General features: G+C 68.4%; 17 protein-coding genes and 2 pseudogenes. 13 read left to right on the top strand and 6 right to left on the bottom strand.

Going from position 1 to position 20515, the window contains the following annotated elements; all coding sequences use genetic code 11:
• Nucleotides 1-99: 99 nt before the first annotated feature.
• The 8 genes from JYK18_RS29925 to JYK18_RS29890 all read left to right on the top strand — a co-directional run bounded on the left by JYK18_RS29925 (nucleotide 100) and on the right by JYK18_RS29890 (nucleotide 6165).
• Entirely contained in the window at nucleotides 100-930 is an 831-nt protein-coding gene (locus tag JYK18_RS29925; RefSeq protein WP_206806781.1) for a hypothetical protein, read from the top strand.
• On the top strand, nucleotides 927-1730 hold the full coding sequence (locus tag JYK18_RS29920) for a protein phosphatase 2C domain-containing protein (protein ID WP_206806780.1): 804 nt from the start codon (nucleotides 927-929) through the stop codon (nucleotides 1728-1730). Before JYK18_RS29925 ends, JYK18_RS29920 begins: the two co-directional genes overlap by 4 nt.
• 481 nt (nucleotides 1731-2211) lie before the next feature.
• Nucleotides 2212-2610: a hypothetical protein gene (locus JYK18_RS29915; RefSeq protein WP_206806779.1), complete on the top strand. Its 399-nt coding sequence runs from the start codon at nucleotides 2212-2214 to the stop codon at nucleotides 2608-2610.
• Between the two features lie 802 nt (nucleotides 2611-3412).
• Nucleotides 3413-3931, top strand: a complete 519-nt coding sequence (locus JYK18_RS29910) for a YbaB/EbfC family nucleoid-associated protein (protein WP_206806778.1) — start codon at nucleotides 3413-3415, stop codon at nucleotides 3929-3931.
• 2 nt (nucleotides 3932-3933) lie between these two features.
• On the top strand, nucleotides 3934-4257 hold the full coding sequence (locus tag JYK18_RS29905; RefSeq protein ID WP_206806777.1) for a hypothetical protein: 324 nt from the start codon (nucleotides 3934-3936) through the stop codon (nucleotides 4255-4257).
• A complete protein-coding gene (locus tag JYK18_RS29900) occupies nucleotides 4250-4948 on the top strand; it encodes a WXG100 family type VII secretion target (RefSeq protein WP_206806776.1) in 699 nt (232 codons plus the stop codon). The genes JYK18_RS29905 and JYK18_RS29900 overlap by 8 nt, the downstream gene beginning before the upstream one ends.
• A 9-nt stretch (nucleotides 4949-4957) precedes the next feature.
• Complete coding sequence (locus JYK18_RS29895) at nucleotides 4958-5713, top strand: nucleic acid/nucleotide deaminase domain-containing protein (RefSeq protein WP_206806775.1); 756 nt, start codon at nucleotides 4958-4960, stop codon at nucleotides 5711-5713.
• Nucleotides 5710-6165 (top strand): SUKH-4 family immunity protein, encoded by a 456-nt coding sequence (locus tag JYK18_RS29890; RefSeq protein WP_206806774.1) that lies wholly within the window; start codon nucleotides 5710-5712, stop codon nucleotides 6163-6165. The genes JYK18_RS29895 and JYK18_RS29890 overlap by 4 nt, the downstream gene beginning before the upstream one ends.
• Nucleotides 6166-6296: 131 nt before the next feature.
• On the opposite strand, the pseudogene JYK18_RS29885 reads toward JYK18_RS29890, so the two are convergent.
• A pseudogene (locus JYK18_RS29885) lies at nucleotides 6297-7141 on the bottom strand (IS5 family transposase); the annotation flags it as partial.
• Between the two features lie 177 nt (nucleotides 7142-7318).
• Here JYK18_RS29885 and JYK18_RS47015 point away from each other — a divergent pair.
• From JYK18_RS47015 to JYK18_RS29870, 4 genes and pseudogenes are all read left to right on the top strand, one after another.
• Nucleotides 7319-7586: pseudogene (locus tag JYK18_RS47015) on the top strand (epoxide hydrolase); the annotation flags it as partial.
• Nucleotides 7587-8053: 467 nt separating this feature from the next.
• On the top strand, nucleotides 8054-11065 hold the full coding sequence (locus tag JYK18_RS29880) for an amino acid adenylation domain-containing protein (RefSeq protein WP_206806773.1): 3012 nt from the start codon (nucleotides 8054-8056) through the stop codon (nucleotides 11063-11065).
• A gap of 150 nt (nucleotides 11066-11215) precedes the next feature.
• The gene (locus JYK18_RS29875; protein WP_206806772.1) at nucleotides 11216-11476 is read left to right on the top strand and encodes a hypothetical protein; all 261 of its coding nucleotides are present in this window, start codon (nucleotides 11216-11218) and stop codon (nucleotides 11474-11476) included.
• 25 nt (nucleotides 11477-11501) lie between these two features.
• Nucleotides 11502-13031, top strand: a complete 1530-nt coding sequence (locus JYK18_RS29870; RefSeq protein ID WP_206806771.1) for a carboxypeptidase-like regulatory domain-containing protein — start codon at nucleotides 11502-11504, stop codon at nucleotides 13029-13031.
• A gap of 73 nt (nucleotides 13032-13104) precedes the next feature.
• Here the strand turns inward: JYK18_RS29870 and JYK18_RS29865 are convergent, their stop codons facing one another.
• From JYK18_RS29865 to JYK18_RS29845, 5 genes are all read right to left on the bottom strand, one after another.
• Complete coding sequence (locus JYK18_RS29865) at nucleotides 13105-13692, bottom strand: hypothetical protein (RefSeq protein WP_206806770.1); 588 nt, start codon at nucleotides 13690-13692, stop codon at nucleotides 13105-13107.
• On the bottom strand, nucleotides 13689-15314 hold the full coding sequence (locus JYK18_RS29860) for a VWA domain-containing protein (protein ID WP_206806769.1): 1626 nt from the start codon (nucleotides 15312-15314) through the stop codon (nucleotides 13689-13691). Before JYK18_RS29860 ends, JYK18_RS29865 begins: the two co-directional genes overlap by 4 nt.
• On the bottom strand, nucleotides 15314-16477 hold the full coding sequence (locus JYK18_RS29855; RefSeq protein ID WP_206806768.1) for a toxic anion resistance protein: 1164 nt from the start codon (nucleotides 16475-16477) through the stop codon (nucleotides 15314-15316). Before JYK18_RS29855 ends, JYK18_RS29860 begins: the two co-directional genes overlap by 1 nt.
• The gene (locus tag JYK18_RS29850) at nucleotides 16478-17572 is read right to left on the bottom strand and encodes a hypothetical protein (protein WP_206806767.1); all 1095 of its coding nucleotides are present in this window, start codon (nucleotides 17570-17572) and stop codon (nucleotides 16478-16480) included.
• A gap of 114 nt (nucleotides 17573-17686) precedes the next feature.
• Nucleotides 17687-18994, bottom strand: a complete 1308-nt coding sequence (locus tag JYK18_RS29845) for a protein kinase (protein ID WP_206806766.1) — start codon at nucleotides 18992-18994, stop codon at nucleotides 17687-17689.
• 140 nt (nucleotides 18995-19134) lie between these two features.
• Between JYK18_RS29845 and eccD the strand changes: the two genes are divergently transcribed.
• The gene (eccD, locus tag JYK18_RS29840; protein ID WP_206806765.1) at nucleotides 19135-20514 is read left to right on the top strand and encodes a type VII secretion integral membrane protein EccD; all 1380 of its coding nucleotides are present in this window, start codon (nucleotides 19135-19137) and stop codon (nucleotides 20512-20514) included.
• The last annotated feature ends 1 nt before the right edge of the window (nucleotide 20515 follow it).

The following is a 20515-nucleotide window of genomic DNA, read 5'->3' as shown; positions in this document are numbered from 1 at the left end:
TAAACTCCCGAGCCGTCGTTCTTTGTGGTTGTTTAGGGGGTCTACACACAAGCTACGCCCGCTTCCCGGACGTGTCAAGGGGGTCTAAACTCCCTGGGCATGGAGAGCGTGGACGACTTCGACAGCGTGCGGCGGGACCCCAACCCCGTGCGCCGGGGGAAACGGGCCACCGAGTTGCTGACGATCTACCAGCAGCGAGCGACCGAGCTTGCCCGGTTGCGGAAGGCCGCGATCGAAGAAGCCCACCGCGAGCAGGGCATGAGCTATACCGAGATCGCGACCGCCCTGGGCATCACCAAGGGCCGGATCACCCAGATCCGCAGTAGCGCACCCGGCCCCGAGCGCGCGTTCTTCGGCGTCGGACCGGTCAGCGTCGGTATCCCGTACCGGCTCGCGGTGACCGACCGGGAGCGCCCGCTCATCGCAGCCGAGGACTCCGAAGCTGGCCAGCAGATAGAGGCCCTACTTGGCTCGCTCTCGCTGGCAGCCACACGCAGCCAGATCGGACCGGAAACCGCGGACCTCTCCCCCGGCGACGCTGTGGTGATCTGCGGGCCGAAGTCCGCGCCGGTCGCCGTGAGCCTCCTCGAACACGAGCCCGCTCTCCGCTTCACCACCGACGAGGACGGCCGATGGTGGCTGGAACACCAGACCACCGGCGACAGGTACGGCTCCCCCACCGATGACGCCGCCCCCCAGAAGGCGGACATCGCCTACATCGGCCGGCACGTGCTCGACGGGCGGGTGGTGGTCCACATCGCCGGAATCCACAGCGTCGGCTCACTCGGCGCGGTCGACTACCTGAGCCGCAACCTCGGTGAGCTGTTCGGACAGGTCGGCGACGAGCAGTGCTCGCTCATCGTCCAATCCAGCTCGGACGGGCTGACTATCACCGGGAGCAAGTTGCTCGCCGGGCCGTTCGTCTGGTGAGCGCCGTGCAGGTCGCCTCAGCCCACCTCGCCGGTTCGGACCACAGCGACGATCGAACCTTTTCCGGCGCCAACTACGTCGTGATGCTCGACGGTGCGTCCGCGTTCCGGCCCGTCCCCGTGCCTGCCGCCGTCTACGCTCAGCAGCTCGGGAGCCACCTCAGCACGTCGCTCGATGCCAACCCGCAGGCGGACCTCATCCGCGTCTTGCAGTCCGGCATCGAGGCCACCACCGCCGAGCTGGATCTGCGCCCCGGGCACTCCCCATCGAGCACCGTCACCATCCTCCGCGTGCTCCCCGAGCGAACCGATCTCCTGGTCCTCGGTGACAACCTGGTCGTAACGCCCGACGAGCTAATCACCGACAGCCGCATGGACCAGCTCGACTTAGCTCCGCGCCACGAGTACCGCGACCGGCTGGCAGCGGGCGAGGGCTACACCGAGAAGCACCGCGAGCTACTACGCGAGTTGCAGAACCAGCAGGCGGCCGCGCGTAACCGGGAAGGCGGCTACTGGATCGCCGAAGCCATCCCCGAGGCAGCGGAGCACGCGATCACTCGCATGTGGACAACCAACCGGCCAGCGTGGTTCGTCCTCGCAACCGATGGTGCCTACGAGCCGATGCGCCACCTCGGACACGACGATTGGCCATCACTCGCCGAGAGCAGTCCCGAGGCGCTACAAGGAATCCTGGAACGCTGCCACGACTGGGAGTCCAATACAGACCCGGACGCCAAGGCACTCCCCCGAGCCAAGCAGCACGACGACAAGTCCCTCACTGCCGTGGTCGCGACTTCCTGACTCCGGTCGCCAGCGCTGCCCCATGGCCGGTGTGTTCAGAGTTTCTTTTCTTGTTCAAGGCGGCCCCTCCGGGGCCGCACGGCCTCATGCCTTCTTGCTCCGGCCGCGCTCGCGCGGGGCGTGCGGCTGGCGCCGGTCCCCGCGCGACGGCCGGAGCCGAGGCAGGCCGAAGCCCCGGAAGCCGCGGAACGAACAAGAGATGTCCTCGCCGGACGGGCAGGTCTCCGGGATGGCCGGGAATGCACGTCGGCTGCCGGTCCGTGTGTGGCCAAACGGCATCCCGTCGACCTCCACAAGGGCTACCACACCCCGTCAAGGGACAGCCCCGATTTCGGCCGGCTGTTTGGCAGGCGGGGTCCCTTGACGGGGCGCGGTAGGGCTTCACCAGGTCGACGGGATGCCGAAAGGCCCCACACTTGCTGAAGTTCCTTCGTAACGAAGATCTAAGGGTGGTCGACTCACTGAAAAAGAAGGAGTGACCATGGTTGACCTGCTAGTTGTGACGAACGGTGACCGCACAGATGTCTTCATTGGCCCCCATCGGGTCGCATTCATGGAGAACGACTCGCGGGGTGTCGCGTTGTTCTCGCACCACGGGGTGCACCTGGGCTCGGCAACAACCTCGGAGATGAACCTGGTCTGGATGCGCGAGACGATGAAGTTGGGGAATTTTCCGCAGAAGCAGAGCATCCGGTGGGCCGATCTTCGGCTGGGTGACGTGTGGATCAGCGTCACCGGACGGACTCGGCTGGTCGCCGAAGCCGACCGCGCGGGAACACCGGATGGTGGCAGCCAGGTGGTCGTCAAGTTCGAAAGCGAGGAAGAGACCTTCGAGACGTACCCCGACGACTTCCCGATCGACATCGTGGCGCGCAACTGAGGACTCCTCGATCGAGCCAACGGCGCCCCATGCAACATCCGTGCAACATGAGGTCAGCAGAGCACGACAGACGACCGTGATCATCGAAGGCTAAGCAGCAGGTCAGAGCCGATAACAGGCGATCAGCCACAGGTCCGCGCAGCCCCGAACAAGATCAAGGGGTCGCAGGTTCAAATCCTGTCAGCCCGACCGGCAGAAGGGCCGTCTACGCAGGTAGGCGGCCCTTTCTCATTCCCCCGGACGATCTTGGTCTCTCCTCGACCCGGCCGCGTCCAACATCCAACATCGAGGCTCCAGGCCGCCTGCGCTGGTTCAGCTCGCCTGGCGGGAACGCCGAGATCCTCAGGACATGACGTGGCCCGCCACCGTGATGGTGACGGGCCACAGGTGCAGGCGAAGCCGGGTCAGGCGGCAGGCAGCGCCAGGTGCGTGTGAAGTGCTTGGGAGTGCGTGGCGCGCAAGCTAGTCACGGCGTCGACCCAGCGCCGCTGTAACGCCTCCAGGAGGCGGCCCTGGGACCCCAGGTGCGGTCAGGCTGGTTCGGCGGCCGACGCGGTAGGCGAGGACGACCGCCCGCGCGCGGTCGCGGAGGTCGAGTGATGCGTTCGCCTCTGTCGGGCAGTGCGTGCGGTGAATGACAAACGCGCGTTCACCGGCGTCAGTACTACCGTCAGCAGTGGGCAAGAGAGAGTGTGGAATTCGCACTTCCACTGGATCGAACCTTGGGCCACGGGTGTATCCGTCCGAGTACAGTGCGTCAGCAAAGGCGCGCGACTGCGAGTGCATCCCTTGGGGAGGGGCGATGGACGAAAGCATTCTCGGCCCGGAAGGCGCCCGTGAACGATTGGCCGCTTGGAAGGGCAGGCTCGACAGACTAGCCGCCGATACTCAGGCGATGAGCGAGCGGATGCAGGCCGCGCGCGTGACTGCGAACGATCCGAACGGGCTGGTCGAAGTCACCGTCGACGCCACCGGCGCGCTGGTCGGTTTGCGACTGAGCGATCGGACGCAACGGGCAGCGCCGGCCGTGGTGGCCGGAACGATCATGGCCACGCTCGCTGACGCGAAGAAACGAATGGCCGCGCAGTCCCAGGTGATTATCGCGGAAACGATGGGTACCGAATCAGCTGCGGGTAAAGCGATTTCGGAGAGCGTGGGACAGCATCTGCGGGAGGCCCCGGCTCCGTCCCTGTCGCCGCCCGCACCGCCACCACCGGTCTCGCCGCCGACTCCGGTTCGGGGTCCCACCCGGAAACACGCCGCGCCTCGCGACGATGACGACGAAGGCTACGACAGCCACTCCTACCTCCGACGGGACTGAGCATGAGCGAGGGGTACCGTGTCGACCTCGAGCAGATTCGAGCTCACGCGGGCAAACTAGAGGCCATCCGGGCGCGCTTCGAGGCCGTGAAGACCGCCAGCGCGCACATCGCGCAGGACGACGAGGCGTACGGGCTGCTGTGCGGGTGGATTTCCGCCGTACTGGAAGGCCGGCATACCCGGCAGGACGAACTGATCGCCTTCGTCGAAGAAAACCTGTCGCTGGCCTCGGCCGACTTGCTCCTCACCGCGGACGAGTACGGCGGGGCGGAGGAATCACACTCGCAGTTGCTCCGGAGTCTCAGCGAGGGGGTGGGCGATGACTGACCCGTCACTGATCGCCCCGGTCGAGTCCTCCCGCGAGGCGTGGACCGGAGCCGGTCTCGCGGACAGCATCGAGGGCTTGGCCGATGCCATCAAGTCCGAGGGCTGGGTCGACGACGCACTGGCCGGCGCCGCACTCGGGATCGAGGTCGCGGCGACCGTGATGGACCCCATCAGCGCGCTGCTGGCCAACGGCCTGGGCTGGGCCATGGAGTACTTCGAACCGCTGCGCCAAGTGCTCGACGACCTGACCGGCAAACCGGATGTGGTCGCCTCGCACGCGACGACGTGGAACAACATGGCCACCGAACTGGCCGGCATCTCCGCCGAACTGAAGTCGGTACTGGAGAGCGATCTGCCCGACTGGCACGGCGAGGGCGCCGACGCCTACCAGCAGATGATGTCCCACAACGTGGCGGCCATCGGCGGCCTGGCGGCGGTGTCGGCGGCGCTGGCATCGGCCACCGAGGGCGCCGGGGGCCTGGTCGAGATGACCCGCGAGATCGTCCGGGACCTGATCGCGGACCTCGTGGCCAGGGTGATCGTCTGGGCGGCGGAAGCGATCTTCGTGGTGACCATCCCGGTGGTCGCCGCGCAGATCGTCGCGGCGGTGGTCAAGTGGGCCGGGCGCATCCTCGTCTACACCACGGGCCTGATCACCAGCCTGACCAATCTCCAGAAGCTGCTCGGGTAGGCGGGGGCCGTGAAGAAGCTGCTGGCGCTTTTTTCGCTGATCGTGCACATCCTTCTGTACCAGCGCCGAGGTGGCGACGGTCCCGGTAAGCCGCCTGACGGGCCGGAGAACAAACCGGGTGGCGTCCCCGGCCGCCCGGCCCCGGTCAAAGATGCCGCCGATGGCCAGAAAAAGGTCGGAGACGAAGCGCTGAAGGGCCGGTCGAGCGGGCGGCGGGCCGGCCGCAAGCGGCCGTCGCGAAAGCGGGACCCGAACGTGCCGAAACCCGATCCGGCAAAGCCCCGGGATGCCAATGGGCCCGTGCCCGGCCACTACCAACAAGTAGGATACGGCACGACACCCGAGAGTCAACTTGCCCAGGCGGCTCGACTCAGAGACAATAATAATAGAAATATGTACGGAGCGGCAACCTTCAAGGACAGTCAGGGGAATAGTTATCAGGTATCCGGGAGCTCCGACGCAACGAAGCACGCCGAGGGCGATATCGTGAAGAACATGATCCAGGAGATCGCGCAACGGCAGGGCGTCAGGCCAGATCAAGTCGACCTCAAGTCGGAGTTGCGCGACGTTAAACTCTACGTCGAGTGGTCTCCGTGCCCGACGGGCAACCGGTGCGCGGACCTGGTCGAGCAAAAACTGCCCGACGATGCACAAATTCAGTATTCCTGGCCTTGGCAACCGAGGGACGCGCAGGCATCCTCGCGGGACAGCGCCAAAGAAGCAATCGCAGAACTATTCAACAGAGGACGCCCTGGACCACAATGACTTCTTACACTCATCAACAAGTCTCCGTAATTGACAATGCGGAGGCGAGGGCCACACTGACCGATATCGGACTACCCGACACGGACGTGGTTTCCTTTCGAGCCGCAGAAGAAATCACCATATGGGATCGCGACCCCGATTACGCGGTGGTCGGCATGTGGAACATTGACGAAATCCCCGTCATTGTGCATCGCACCCGGGGTACCGTGCACACGTCGCCACCCTGGTCAGATGCGATCGATCCGTTGAACGCATCCGTGCGCGCTTTTGCGGAAAGCCTCGCTGCCGTTGACCAGGGTAGGCCTCTGTCCGAGAAGCGCTATGGTACGGATGTAAACGCGGGCAACCAGATACATGCCTTGCTGCACGCTATCGACGCTGAAACACTCGCCGATTCCAATTCGTTCTGGCAGGCCGTCATCGACGACATCAAAGTAGGCAATTACGATTAACCCGAATTTTCGTGTGGGTGACGACCAGGCCTGGGTGCGTGTCGGCATCCACGGACCACAGGAGTATACCTGGGCGCGACCACCGATCGTGGCTGGCCGGGATCCACCGGTTCCAGTCCTTCTCCGAGACCGGCTTGGTAAGACACAGCGGTTTTGTCGTAGCGGGTGGCGGTCGCGCGGAACTGTTTGAGCCGGTTGAAGCAGCGTTCGACGACGTTGCGGCGCTTGTAGATCACCGGATCGAAGGCGGGTGGGCGGCCTCCGGCTCGACCGCGGCGGGCTCGGTTGGCGCGCTGGTCGCGGCGTTCGGGGATGGTGGCCCGGATGCCGCGGCGGCGCAGGTGAGCGCGAATGGACTTGCTGGAGTAACCCTTGTCCGCGAGCACCCGTGTCGGCCGCGTCGCGAGCCGGCCGTGTCGTGCCGGCGGGAACCACACCCGCCAGCACGGTGTCGAACGTGGTGCAGTCGTTCGTGTTCCCGCCGGTCAGGACGGTCGCGAGCGGGCGGCCGTGCCCGTCACAGGCCAGATGAATCTTGGTCGAGGGGCCGCCGCGGGACCGGCCGATAGCATGATCATCTGGTTCGGTCTGCCCGCCACGCGACCCGCTCGCCCCCTGTGTGCGCTGCGGTGCGGCGGCGGGCACCGGCCGCGTGCTGGTGGGCGCGCACGATGCTGGAGTCCACCGAAACCTCCCGGTCCAGCTCGTCGATCGCCTCCGCGATCACCCGCGCCTTGGACACCAGCATGGTCAGGGTGCCGTTGCGCGACCAGCGCCAGAACCGGTTGCAGACCGTCTTCCACGGCCCGTACCGCTCCGGCAGATCACGCCACGAGACACCGGTCTTCGCTGTAAACAACATCCCGTTGATCACCCGCCGGTCATCCACCCGCGGACGCCCCTTCGCGCCCGAGATCGGCAACAACGGCTGCAACGCCTGCCACTGCTCATCAGACAGCTCATGCCTGCGCACCACGACACAAGATCAAAGCACGTCAGAGCAACCAGCTTTGAGGACGGGCCCTAGCTGGTGCGCGATCGCCAGCAACCAGGGTGCACGGCGGCGGCGACTTGCCCCGGACCACCAGCCTGGGTTCACCGCGTGCGGCGCAGCGGGTGCGGGCGGTCGTCATGGTCGTTCACCTCCTTGCGCGCATTGTCGCGCCGGACACTCCTCGACGAGATCTCGGTCTACTGTTCACCCCGACAGCCACATCATCGGCGCGCCTGTGCTGGGAGACCTTCGCCCACTTCCGCGACAAGGTCACCGCGCCCTCCGGGCTGTCGGTCTACCCGCGCGACATAACCCGCCCGTCTCGCCGGGAGGCCGAACTGCGGTTGACCGACCTGCGCTGGTTCGAGGAGCTACCACAGGGGGCCACTTCGCCGCCCTGGAGCAGCCGAAGTCATTGGTCGAGGAGGGTCCACGTCAGCTGGCGCACTGGTCGCCGGGCGGATTCCCGACTGGATCTGGGATCTCGTCCGCGGCCGCCTGCGAAAATCTGCCGCTGAAAATTTCTGCGCCCCCTTCGACGGTACTGCAATTATCGCATGCACGATCTTTCCAGTGAACTCATGGGTTTCTTGGCAGCCTAAGATTTCATCTGTTCGGCGAACACCTCGATAATCCATCCCGACGAGGTAGTGATAGCCGGTGGCGCGGCAGACTCCGTGGTCGCACCGGCGAGCCCGGCGGACATCGAGTCGAAACCGAACCCGTGTTGCAACGTCCTACTGCAAAAGGCCGAAATCGCAATGCTCGGCTTGTCCGGTGCGCTGGATCCACCCTTCACTGAATCGGCCGCGTTAGAAGAGTTCGGGATGCGGGAATCCTACCAAGGGGTTCCTGAAGATCTCCCATGAATACGACATTCGAGGAGGATGCTCGATGCACGGCGATCTCGTTCTTGATTTTTTGAGGCGTTCCGAGGTGCAGACCCCGGACAGAGCGGCGGTCGTCGATCGGCATCGGACCCTGAGCTACCGTGAGCTCGCGAAGTCCAGTGACCGGGTCGCGAGCTGGCTGGCCCGCCGGGGTGTGGGACCGGGCGATGTGGTGCCGGTGTTGGCGGAACGGTCCGCCGAACTGGTCATCGCGACGGTGGGCGTCGCGAAAAGCGGTGCCGCGTATGCCCCTGTCGATGCTCAATACCCTGCCAGGCGCCGTGCGAGCATGATCGAGCAGTGCCGGCCCAAGGTCGTGCTGGCGGCCAAGTCGAGCGACGACGTCGATATTCCTGCCAGTGACGCGGTCAGCGCCGTGGAGTCCGTCATCCAGGGTGACGGAGCATCGGTTGAGACAGCCACGACAACTGGCGGTGATGCTGTCTATGTGGTGTTCACCTCCGGGTCCACCGGCGAGCCGAAGGGCGTTGTCGTCGAACACGAGTCGCTCGCCCGGTTGATCGACTGGCACAACGCGCGGTTCACGATGGGACCGGGCTGCCACAGCACCTTGATGGCGGGAGCGGGTTTCGACGTCTCACAGTGGGAGATCTGGTCCGCGCTCGCCTCCGGGGCGACGATGCACGTCGTCGACGACGAGGTTCGCGCAGATCCTGAGGCGCTGCTGAACTTCTACGCCGACCAGGGTCTCACCCACGCCTATGCGCCGACCGCGCTGGTCCCGTGGCTGGCGAGCAGCGCGCAGCCGGACTCCTTGTGGTTGCGCTATCTGTTCTGCGCCGGGGAGAAGCTTCATCCCGTGGCGACCGCGGACCTGCCCTACACCGTGGTGGACTACTACGGACCGACGGAGGCGACGATCTTCGCGACCTGCCGGGTGCTGCCACCGCGGCGTGAGCATGCGCGGTCCTCGATCGGGCACCCGGTCGCCGACACCGAGGCGTTCGTTCTCGACGACGCCCTGGAGGAGGTGCCGAAGGGCGAGGTCGGTGAGTTGTGCCTGGCGGGCAATGGCCTGGCCAGAGGGTATCTGAACAGCCCCGAGCTCACCGCGCGGTGTTTCGTGCACAGCGGCCGGCTCGGGCGGCGGCTGTACCGCACCGGAGACCTGGCCCGCTGGCTGGACGACGGCACGCTGCAGTTCCTCGGTCGTCGTGATGACCAGGTCAAAATCCGCGGCTACCGGGTGGAGCCAGGGGACGTTGAAGCGGCATTGATGAAACTCCCGGAAGTGCGCTCGGCGGCGGTCGTCGCGGCCGGCACGGCGAGCGCGGATTTGCGGCTGGTCGCGTTCCTCGTACCCGACGTCCCGAAGATGCGGGAGGACGAGTTCGTCACGGGCCTACGCGCCGCTCTCCGGCGTGAACTGCCCGACTTCATGGTGCCCGCCGTCTATCGAGTCGTTTCGGAGCTGCCGACCACCGCCACCGGTAAGATCGACCGGGGCGCGCTGCGTGAAACCGCGGCCACGACACAACCCGCCAGCGTGCACCGGAATGGATTCAGCGACGCCGAACAGGCGATCGCCGCCGTGTGGGAGGAAATCCTGGGACACCGGCACTTCGGTCCCGACGATGCCTTTCTCGAAGTCGGCGGGGATTCGATGCTGGCGGCCTCGGCGGTCCAGCAGGTCGGTGCGCGCGTCGGTGCGAAGACCCACATCCGCGACGTGTACGAGTTCCCGAGTATCCGGATGCTCGCCGCCGAGCTCGGCGGGCGCGCCGACCGGCGCGGCCACGGCACCGACGGCGAGCCGGTGCGCGAGCTGCGGCGTGACATCACCCTCCCGGCCGGGTTCACTGTCTCCGGGGAGCCGGAGCCGGACGCGCTCGTCAGGCCACGGCATATCCTGCTCACCGGGGCCACCGGCTTCGTCGGTATCCACTTGCTGGACGAACTGCTCGCCACCACCCAGGCCCAGCTGCATCTACCGGTCCGCGGTGCAGGCACCGCGCTCGCGACCGATCGGCTCCGCCGGCTCGCCCGGCACCATCGGCTCGAACTCGACTTCGGCCGCATCTCGGTCTACCCCGCGGACCTACCGGAACGGGAACTGGGAATCGATGGCGCGGACTATCGGCGGCTCGCCGAACAGGTCGACGTCGTCTACCACTCCGCCAGTTCCGTCAATTTCATCCAGCCGTACTCCTTCATGAAACGCGACAACGTGGACGGGCTGCGGAATGTGATCGCGTTCGCCGCCACGGGCAGGACAAAACCCCTGATCCTGTTGTCCACCATCTCCGTCTTCAGCTGGGGCCACCTTTTCACCGGCAAAACCTGGATGTGCGAGGACGACGACATCGACCAGAATCTGTCCGCCGTCAGCACCGACATCGGTTACGTGCGCAGCAAGTGGGTCATGGAGAAGATCGCTGACCTCGCCGCCGAACACGGGCTGCCGCTGATGACCTTCCGGCTGGGTTACGCCACCTGCCACAGCCGCACCGGGTTGTGCGCGGACTACCAATGGTGGGGACGACTGGTGCGAACCTGTACCGCCTTGCGCGCCATTCCCGACCTACGGGAACTGCGCGAGGGCCTGACCACTGTCGACTACATGGCCCAGGCCATCGCCGCCGTGTCACGCCGCCCGCAGGCCCTGGGGCAGCGCTTCAACCTCGTTCCCTCACCCGAGCGGGCCATGACCCTCACTGAATTCTTCGACCTGCTCACCCGCCATTGCGAGCTGGACTTCACCACGTTGCCATTCAGGCAGTGGGTGGCGCTGTGGGAGCAGAACCCCGCGGCCCCGCTGTACCCGCTACGCAGCATGTACACCGACGACATGCACGAGGGCCAATCCACCGTCGAGCTCTACCAGAACACCTACCGCTGGGACACCAGCAACCTACGGCGCCACCTCGACCCGACCGGCGTCCGCGAACCCGAGTTCACCCCCGAACTGCTCAACCGCTACCTCGACCACCTGCGGCGGCACGGGGGGAACACGTCGTGGCGCGTCGACCACCCAGGCATCTTCACCACGACCTGAGCACCGTAGAGAACCCCGGCGACGGAGCCGACACCCCGTCGACCTCGTCCTGCGCGCGGGAAGGCGCACCATGACCAAACAACGTGACGATGAGCCACCGAGCGGGCCGCTTCCAGCGCCGGGCGGCGCGACTTCCTGAGAATGGCCACGGTGGCTGCCGCGGGAACAAGCTCGTTCGCGGCCGGTCCGGCCACCGCAGACGGTGACCAGCCGCCGGACGACAGCGGGCGGTGGGGACGCCGCTACGTCATCCGCAGCGGCGCGGTGATGTCCATGGCCCCGGACGCCGGCAACTTCGCGGTCACCGACATTCTGGTCGAGAGCAGCAAGATCGATGACCATTCGGACTCGCCGGGCACGTGGACGTGGGTGGAGGCAACCGAATCACGGTGTGGTGCGTGTTCGCTGTGATCGTTGCTCTGACTGAGGGGGAAGAATGCTCGATCGAAGACATCTGCGTGCGGTCACGGCCGTGTTCGCGGCGTTCACGCTGCTGCTGGGGCTGAGCACGGTTCCGGCGGCCGCAGCCGAGACGGGGACCATTTCGGGTAGTTACGTCCGCGGCCCGGGAAGGCCGATCGCGTCGGCGGGGGTACGGCTCGACGACCGCGACAACAACCAGAAGGCATTGGTGTCCACCGATGCCGAAGGCCGATACCGCTTCGACGACGTGCCTGCCGGCCAGTACGAACTCCGGTTCTACGGCCCCGGCGTGTTCGATCAGTACTGGCCGCGGCAAACCGATCCGTACCAGGCGGGGGTGGTCACCGTCACCGCCGGCGAGGAAACGGTGGTCGACGAGACCGCCATCCCGCTTGGTGACGTCGAGGTGGAGGTCACCGACGAAGTGAGCGGGGAACCGCTGGCGGGCGTGTCCGTGTTCACCCGCGGCGGGCCACACGCGGGCTCCATCTCGGCCACCACGGACGCCGAAGGGGTGGCGAGGTTCGGGCCGCTACGCGCCGCCACGTGGGAGTTCGGGCTTTCCAAGACTGGCTACCAGTACGACGTCATCGGCGAAACCGTCGTCCGGGCCGACGAAACAACAAGGCTGACCAAGGCGCTCGCCAAGGAAGCCGTCCTGACGGTGGACTTCACCGACGCCGCCACCGGCGCGCCGGTCGGCAACGCCTGCGTCTACATCATGGCCGAGCACGAGCGCAGCGTCTCACCGGACCACATGCAGTGCGCGTACGGCACCGGAAAGCTTCGCCTCACCGCTTGGTTCCCCGGCCGCTACCGCCTCTTCGCGGTGGCAGGCAACAAGTACGCCGGCGACGGCGTGCACGGCAGCCAGTGGGTGGGTGCGCACGGGGGCACCGGTGACCTGGAACAGGCGCGATGGGTCGAGCTCAGGTCCGGGGAGACCAGCGATGTCCAGGTGCGGTTCGACGGAGTCGGTGCGATCAGCGGAGTGGTCACCGGCGCGGACAACGGCGCTCCCGTCTCCGGACTCTGTCCCACGGTCACTCCCGCGTACTCCTGGCACCACCAGCCATGGGGCGTGACGTGCACTTACACCGACGGCCGCTACACGATCAGCGGGCTCGGCCCGTACGACTGGCGGGTGCAGTTCCCGGACATGACCGGGAAGTACGCCTGGCAGTGGTCCGGGGCCAAGGCGGACCGCTTCGCTGCCACCCCGGTCCGCGTGACCGCGGGCGCGACCGCGCCGCTCGACGCCCGGCTCGAGCCGGCGGGCAAGGTGACCGGACGAATCCACGGCGCCACCCTCCCGGCCTACTTCCTCTCGGTGAACGCGTACAACGCGGCCACCGGGGACCCGGCTGGGCCGGACGGTCGAGTCGAGTCGACCTTCGACTACGAACTGTCCGGTTTGGACACCCAGCAGATCAGGATCAGTTTCGTCGCGACGCAGCACGTCGACTGGTACCCCGAGCCGGTGTCCGTCGTCGCGGGCCAGACCCGGGCAGGGCTGGACTTGCACGCCACTCCCGGCCAGTGATCGCGAGTGGGGGCTGCCCCGGCGGCCCCCACTCGCCGCTCGTCGGAATGACGGAATGATCGGCACACACCGGTCAGGCGTCGGGGGGATCGTCCTGGGATTGGAGGTAGCGGGTGTGGTCGGCTTGTTGGTGCAACTCCGCGGCGTAGAAGCGTTCGGCGACGTTCTCGGCCCTGGCCAGTAGCAGGTCCAGCTGGGTGCGCAGTTCGTCAGCTGCGCTGGTTGTGGTGCCCGCTAACCGTTTCGCTGAGAGCCACCAGGGCAGGTTCAGGTAAGTCTCGACCGACTGGGGCAGGTCTACCCGTGCCAGGGTGGTGACCGCGTGCAGGACATCGGGGTTCGCGCGCAGGTCGGCGCGCGCCAGCAGGCCGTCGAGGATTTCCGCGGTTCGGCGCACCGTTTCCACCGTGCCTTCCGGCATTCGGCCTGCCTGCTCGGAAACCCCGCGCACCAACGTTTCCAGCCCGGCGCGCAGCTGACCGGACGCGTCGGGGATCAGGTGGACCTTTTCCGGCGGTGCCAGCAGCGCCCCCGCGGCGTACAGGCCCGCGACGACCAGGGGCCAGAACGAGCCGACCACCCCGACCAGGTACAGCACCAGCCCGAGCAGGCCGCCCGCGCAGCCGGCCAGGTTCTTCGTCGAACCCAGATAGCGGATCATTGGTACCCGCGGATTTCCTGGAAGACCTTGCCCAGATCGGTGTCGCGCGCGTCGAACACCTTGCCCCCGGTGAGCGACGCGACCCGGTTCAGCTGGTCCACGTTGCCCTCGCCGAACAACACCGTGAACACCGGCACGCCCCGCACGTTCTCGGGCACGCCGGGCAGGGACGCCTCGAACGACGCGGCGTCCGACCCGTCGGTGTTCTCGCCGTCGGTCATCAGCACGATCGAGGTGAACCGGTTCGCGTCCTGGCTCACCAGCGGGGAAAGGACCTGGTACCCCCGCTTCAGACTGTCGTAGATCGCCGTGCCGCCGTCCGCGGTGAGCCCTTCGGCGAACGCCTTGACCTGGTCCAGCGCCGGCTGCGGATCCTGCTCCGGCACGGTGAACGTGCGCGGCTGCCCGGGCCCGGTGTCGAACGGGAGCATGGTGATCTCCTCCCGGCTGCGGAACTTCCGGTACCGCCCGGTCAGCGAACCGTCGGCACCGGTCAGCCCGACCAGCGCCGACCGCAGCGCGGCGATGCGATCCCCCGCCATCGACCCCGAGGTGTCGAGCACGTACAACGTGCGCGACGGCCGCCGGATCTTGTCGAAATAGGCGGACAGCAGCGCGTCGAAGGCCTCCTGGGTGGCTGGGAACGGCAGTTCCACCAGGCTCTGGCCGCCGAACCGCGGGCCCAGCGGAACCCCGGGCACCACCGGGCGCCGCTGCGTGATTTCCATGATCCGGCGCTGGGCGTCCGGCGAGCGCAGGTGCTCGGTGAGCTTCTGGTACGCCGCGCGAGCGTCGTCGCCGGTGTTGTTCAGCAGGGTCAGCGGGTAGTCCGCGGTCACCACGCCGTCGCTCGGGTAGATCAGCGTCAGCGGTTCCGGGAGCTTGCCGCCGGCGTTCATCGACAGCAGCACCGACTCGTAGTTGATCAGGCCGTCGACCTTGGCCCCCGGCTCCTGCCCGGTGGCGCGCCGCTGGTAGGCCTCGGACAGCCAGCCCGACGAGCCCGCGGACAGCTCCTGCGCGCTGAAGAACTCGGTCAGCGCCGGGGTCACCGCGCCGATCTGGCCGGCGTCGATCGCGCTGCCGGTGCCCGCCAGCGCGGACGCCACGCCGACCAGCGCGGAGAAACCGGAGTTCGACGCCGACGGATCGGTCATCCCGTAGGTGAACGCCCGCTTGCCCGCCTGCTCGGCGATCTCGGCCCAGCTGACCGGCCTGCCCACCCAGCCGAGGCGCTGGGCCGCGGCGGTGGACAGGCCCAACACCACCGGCGAACTCATGATCTTGGTCTGGTTGCCCAGCCTGCTCGCCGCGCCGGGAATGCCCTGCGGGTACCGGTTCGACGAGAACCAGAGCGCATCGTACTTGCCGTCGGCGCCCCCGTTCGCGAGCAGTTCGGTGCCCTCCAGGGTGCCGGTGAAGCTGAAGTTCACCGTGACCCCGGTGGCCTTCGCCGCTTCTTCGAGCACCGGCTTCAGGTCCTCGAGCTCACTGCCCGCGAGCACGCGCAGGGTGCCCGGCTGAGGCGGCCCGGCGGGCTGCTCCGGATCGGTACCCTGGTCGCAGGCGGCGAGCGTCACGGCACACGCCACCGCGACGGCGAACGCGATCAGCTTCCTCATCAGGCTCCCCCGTCCGGCGCCGTTTCGTGCGACCGGCGCAGGTAGTCCTCGGCACGGCGGATCTCGCCCGACAGCGACTCCACCGTGCTCGCCATCGTGCGGACCGCGTCCGCCTTGAAGGTGTCGATCGCGTCGATGGCGGCGTAGATCCGGTCGAAGGACACGCGCAGCGTCTCGACGCCGACCGCCGGATCGCTGCTCGCCTCGCGGACCTCTTCGCTCTGCATCGCCAGCAGTTCGCTGTTCGCCCTGATCAGCCCGTCCGTGGTCGCGCGCACCGCGTCGACCTCGTCGAGCACGTCGCGCTGCCCGGCCAGCGCGCCGCTGACCAGCAACGCCACCCGCAGCGCGGTCACCGTGGTCGACACCGCGCGCTCGACCCCGCGGATCAGCTCGTCGTTGGTGCGGCGGATCAGGTCCAGCGCGAGATAACCCTGCGCGCTCACCGCGAGCTGGGTGAGCAGGTCCTGGTGCCGTTGCCGGATCGGGTGCAGCACGTCGGCCCGCAACGCAGTGGCACGCGCCGGGTCGGTGAGGTCGAAGATCCCGGCCTGGCGGTCGATCGCGGCGTCCACGGCCTCGGCGAAGGCGGCCGCCTCGGCCAGTTTGCCCATGGTCCGCCACAGGCGTTCCCGCTCGCCCTGGAGCACGGCGTTGTCCCGTCGCAGCACGTCCTGGCGGGCACGCAGGTCGAGCACGAGGGCGTTGACCGGCTCGTTCGCCGCCCGGTACCGGTCCAGCGCCTTCTTCGCCGCCCCCGCCACCGGGATCATGCCGAGCAGTTTCCGCCCGGTGATCGGAAGTTTCGCCGGATCCAGCTCGGCGACGGTCCGGCGGAGCCCGGACAGGCTCACGGTCACCTGCTGCTGCGGGGAAGCCACCTCGCCGCGCGTTCCCGACAGCGCGCGGGCGGACCGGTCCAGCAGCGCGCCGGCGACGGTGGCCGCGGCCCGCATGTCGGCCTCCCCCACCGCGAGCAGCTCGTCGAGCACCGCGGTGAACCGCGGCGACCGGACGTCCAGTTCCCGCAACCGTTCGGCGAAGTGCTCGGCGCGCCGCCGGGCGGCGGCCCGGGTCTCATCGTCCACAGTGATCAGTCCGGCGGCCCGCTCGGCCGGCACCGCGGCCACCGGTTCCGGTGGCGTGAGTTCGAAGGCGTCCATCTAGTACTGCTTCTGGACCGCGTCGAGCAGCCGCTCGAGCGTTTCGAACGACGGCGGTTCCACGGTGTCCACCAGATCGGCGGGCACCGGTGCCTTCGCCGCGGCGGTCACCTCGCCGAACCGGCGCGGGTCGTTGGTGCGGAAGCCGAAGGTGGCCGCCAGCTTCCCCAGCTCCGGGTCACCGGTCAGCAATTGACCGACCCGATCCCCGTTGGGGGACAACGGAACCAGCGTGTGCTTCGAGTACACCGTCGGCGCGGTGTAGAGCAACCGCATGTCAGGCCGGATCGAGCCGTCGGCCCGGATCAGCCGGTCCACGAACTGCGACTCGTAGATCAGCGCCATCGGCGTCTTCCCCATGCCCGCGGCCAGGTAGTCCTCGAACGGGCCCTCGGTGCTGTTCTGCGTGTACCCCTGGTCGAGGAACAGCTTCGACAGCTCCGGCAGCACCTTCGCCTCGGCCTCCGGGGAGTTGACCACGGTGTTCCCGTTGGCCACGAAGGAAACGATCGACAGGTACATCGCGGCCGAATTGGACTCGCGGGGGTCGGTGGTGGTCAGCAACACGTTCTTGCGCGCGGGGAAGGCGGTGTTGCCGGGCAGCTGGTCCCAGCGGGTGCCCGCGCGGGTGATCTCGAGGTACTTCGCGATGTCGAGCACCTGGTAGTCGCCCGCGCCCTGGCGCACCACGCCGTTCGCGGTGAGCAGCGAGACGATCGGCTCGAAGGTCGCCACGGCCATCGGTGACTGGAACGGCGTGTACCCCCCGGTGATCGAGCGGTCACGCTGGATGCGTTGCGCGGCAGGCGAAGAGGACGGGAAGGCGAACTCGTAACCGCCCAGGTCCACGCTCGTCGCGAGCTGACGCGAACCGGCCGTGTCCACTTCCACTTCGAGCCCGTGCCTGGCGAAGGCGTCGATCACGCGCTGATCGGAGAAGAAGGCGAGCTTCTCCGAGCCGATCACCCCTTTGACCGTGGTCGTTCCGCCCGCCCGCGTGCCTGTCCCGGCCTCATCCGGCCCGCCGAACACGATCACGCCCGCCACGGCCAGGACCAGTACCACCGCGGCGGCGATGGACAACCGGCGTTTCACTCGTCGCGTCTCCCCAACTCGTTCCCCCTGCGGCCGATCCTTCATCGCCCGTGACTCGTTTGACGCGCGGGCCGCCCATCAGGAGGTGAACGCTCGGTGAACGAACGGTGCCAGTTACTCGTTGACACACGTGGCTTCGCGGATCGGTTTCGGCTGGCTTTGCACGTAACCGGTGGAAGTGGCGCCCTGGATCAGGAAGCAGTACCGCAGCACCGGGTCGATCCGGCCCCGGTAGGTGCTGGCCCGCTCGACGTATTCCGCGTGCGCCTGCTGTCCTTCCGCGGCGATGACCACCACGAAGTCCAGCGGTTCGCTGCTGCGCCAGGACAGTTCGACGTACTCCCCCTTGTCCACCGGCTCGGCGAGTTCGAGAATCACCGGCTGCCCGCCGGACCGGCCGGGATCCGGCGCGGCGATACCGGCCGGCGCGATCGGCGCCTCGGGTTTCGCGGGCCGGTTCACCAACACCACCAACGCGACGGCGAGTAGCGACAGCGCGCCGACGATGGCGATGACGGCACCGGTCTTCGGCTTGGCCCGCGGCACGGCCTCGGCGGGCCGGTGCACGGGGGCGGGCGGCTGGGGTCTGGCGACGTGGCCCGCGAATACGTCACCGAAGTCGTCGAACACGGGCTGCGCCCGCGGCGGGCCCAGCCTGGCGGCCACCGTCGCCGCGTCCAGCGGCCGCGCGTCCGGGTTCCGCGCCAGCAACGCGGACACCAGCTGGCTCAGTCCCGGCGGCAGGTCGGTGCGCTCCAGCGCGGGCACCTCGCTGCTGAGGGTGCGCAGGAGGCGCTCGTCCACCTGCTCCCCGAGCCGCCCCTGGTGCGGGGACGCACCGGCCAGCGCGAAGTACAGCACGGCCCCGAGCCCGTAGAGGTCCGTCCGCTCGTCCCTGGTGCCGTCCCGCACGGTCTCCGGAGCCAGGAAGTCCGCCCCGGCGCTCACTTCCGCGGGAAACGCGTGCCGCAGGGTCAAGCCGAAGTCGGCGAGCACCGGCTCCCCGGTCGGCCGGAACAGCACGTTGCCGGGGGTGACGCCGCCGTGCACCACGCCGATCGCGTGCGCGGCCGCGAGTGCCGCGGCCAGTGCGCTGCCCACGGCGAGCGCGTCCGGAACGGTCAGCGGGCCGAACGAGCCGACCAGTTCCGGCAGCGACTGGGCGCACAGCTCCATCCGCAGCGCACACCGTCCGTCGGGCAGTTCCTCGACCCGGTCGGCCACCAGCACGTGCGCCCGCGTACGCAGCTCGCCGAGCCGGCGCAGTTCGGCGTCGAGCAGGCCGCGGGTGCGCCGGTCGATCGTTCCCGGATACGCCTTGAGCGCGAACGCGGCGTGCCCGTCGGCACCGGTGAGGACGGTGGCCACCGGGCCGTCGCCGAGCGGAGTCAGTGTGCCCGCCGGATCGTGCGTACCCCTCATGGTGCCGCCATCCCCTTGTCCGGTAGCTGCCGTTCCCGTTCCCCCGGCCCGTTCGCGCTTCATCGTAGGAACGAGAAGTTCCACGGGGGTGCCGGCGGCAGGATGCTGCCGTCCGCTCCACGGCCAGGAGGACGACGCGGATGACGACGAACCTCGTCAGAGTGACCATCGACGCACCGGCCCGGCGGATCGACCTGGCGCTGCCGGAACGCGCCTCGGTGGCCGAGGTCCTGCCCGGCCTCCTGCGCCGCGCCGGGGAAAGCCTCGCCGACGACGGCGTGACCGACGGCGGCTGGCTGCTGCGCAAGGCCGACGGCACCGCGCTCGGCCTCGGCGCCGCGCTGGGCACCTGCGGCATCCGTGACGGCGAGGTGCTGCACCTGGTGTCCCGCCGCCTGCACTGGCCCGAGCTGGAGTACGACGACCTCGCCGACACGATCGCGCAGGGCGCCGGGCGCACCGGCAGGCCGTGGGGGCCGGTGCACACCCGTGCCGCGGGCCTGCTCACCGGGGCATTCGCCGCCACCCTCGCACTGGTGGCGGTGGTCCGGGCCGGTCCACCGTGGACCTCCGCGGCGTGGGTCGCCTTGGGCTGCTGCGCGGTCCTGCTCGTCGCCGGGGCCGTGCTGGCCCGCGCGCTGGGCGACGCGGGCGCCGGCGCGGTCGTCGCCGCGCTGGGGTTGCCGTTCGCCTTCGCCGGCGGCGGGTTGCTGCTCGGTGGTGGCCCGCCTGCCGCGGGATTCGGTGCACCGCACGTACTCGCCGCGTGTTCGGCGCTCGTGGTGGCCTCCGCGCTGGGGTACGCCGGAGTGGTCGAGCGCGCCGAACTGTTCCTCGCGGGCGTCACCGCGGGCCTGCTCGGCGGTCTCGCGTCCTGGCTGGCCAGCCTGGACGCGCTGGACGGGGTCGACGGCGCCGCGGTCGCGGCCGTGGTGACGCTGCTGTTCTCACCGCTGTTCGGCCCACTGGCCACCCGGCTGGGCCGGGTGCCGATGCCGGTGCTGCCGCGCAGCACCGCCGACCTCGTGCGGGACGACCCGCAGCCGCCGCGGCACGCGGTGTACGCCGCGGTGCTGCGGGCCGACCAGCTGCTCACCGGCATGATCGGCGGTGCGGCCACGGTCGCCGTGCTGTGCCAGTTCGTGGTGGCCGGGCAATCGGGCGCGTCGGTCGTCGTGCTGCTCTGCGTGCTCTCGGTGGGTTTCTGCCTGCGTGCCCGGCTTTACCCGGCACTGCGGCACCGGGCCCCGTTGCTGCTGACCGGCGTGGCGGGCGCGGGTGCGCTGGCCACCGGTCCGGTGATGGCCGAAGCGGACGTCCTGCTCGCGGTCACCACGCCCGTCCTGCTCGCCGTGGCCGGGCTGGCGGTCCTGCTGGGCCTCGGCCACAGCAAGCGGTTGCCGAGCCCGTTCTTCGGCAGGTTCGCCGAGTTGCTGGAAATCGGGATCGTGCTGGCCTGCGTGCCGGTGCTGTGCGCGGTGCTGGGCCTGTACGGACTCGTGCGCGGATTGGGCGGCTGAG

It is taken from the genome of Amycolatopsis sp. 195334CR, assembly GCF_017309385.1.
Classification (GTDB): Bacteria; Actinomycetota; Actinomycetes; order Mycobacteriales; family Pseudonocardiaceae; genus Amycolatopsis.
The sequence above is the reverse complement of the archived record's forward strand: the minus strand, read 5'-3'. Positions and strand labels throughout refer to the sequence as shown.